The organism is Frateuria defendens, assembly GCF_001182895.1.
GTDB classification, from domain to species: domain Bacteria; phylum Pseudomonadota; class Gammaproteobacteria; order Xanthomonadales; family Rhodanobacteraceae; genus Frateuria_B; species Frateuria_B defendens.
In genome coordinates this window covers 1-214 of sequence record NZ_LFQR01000269.1, presented here as the reverse complement: position 1 = coordinate 214, position 214 = coordinate 1, and the positions used below count along the sequence as shown (strand labels likewise).

The following is a 214-nucleotide window of genomic DNA, read 5'->3' as shown; positions in this document are numbered from 1 at the left end:
CCCGGAAAGCCCGGGCGCACGGCGCGGAAACCGGCGCAAGCGGCCGTCCGGTGCGGGAGCCGCCCGCTTCCGGCCCGCCAATGCCGGCCTTCCACGCTATCGGCTATCATCCCTTTTCGATCAAACATCTGAACCCTTTCCCATGCGCGTATCCCTGAAACTGCTCACCGTGCTGGCGCTCGCCACGTCGCTGAGCGCCTGCTCGATGTTCCGT

General features: G+C 66.8%; 1 protein-coding gene. It reads left to right on the top strand.

Features of this window, described 5'->3' with window-relative positions:
• Positions 1 to 214 (top strand): hypothetical protein (locus ACH65_RS20930; protein ID WP_237561577.1); only part of this gene is annotated, 214 nt, incomplete at both ends.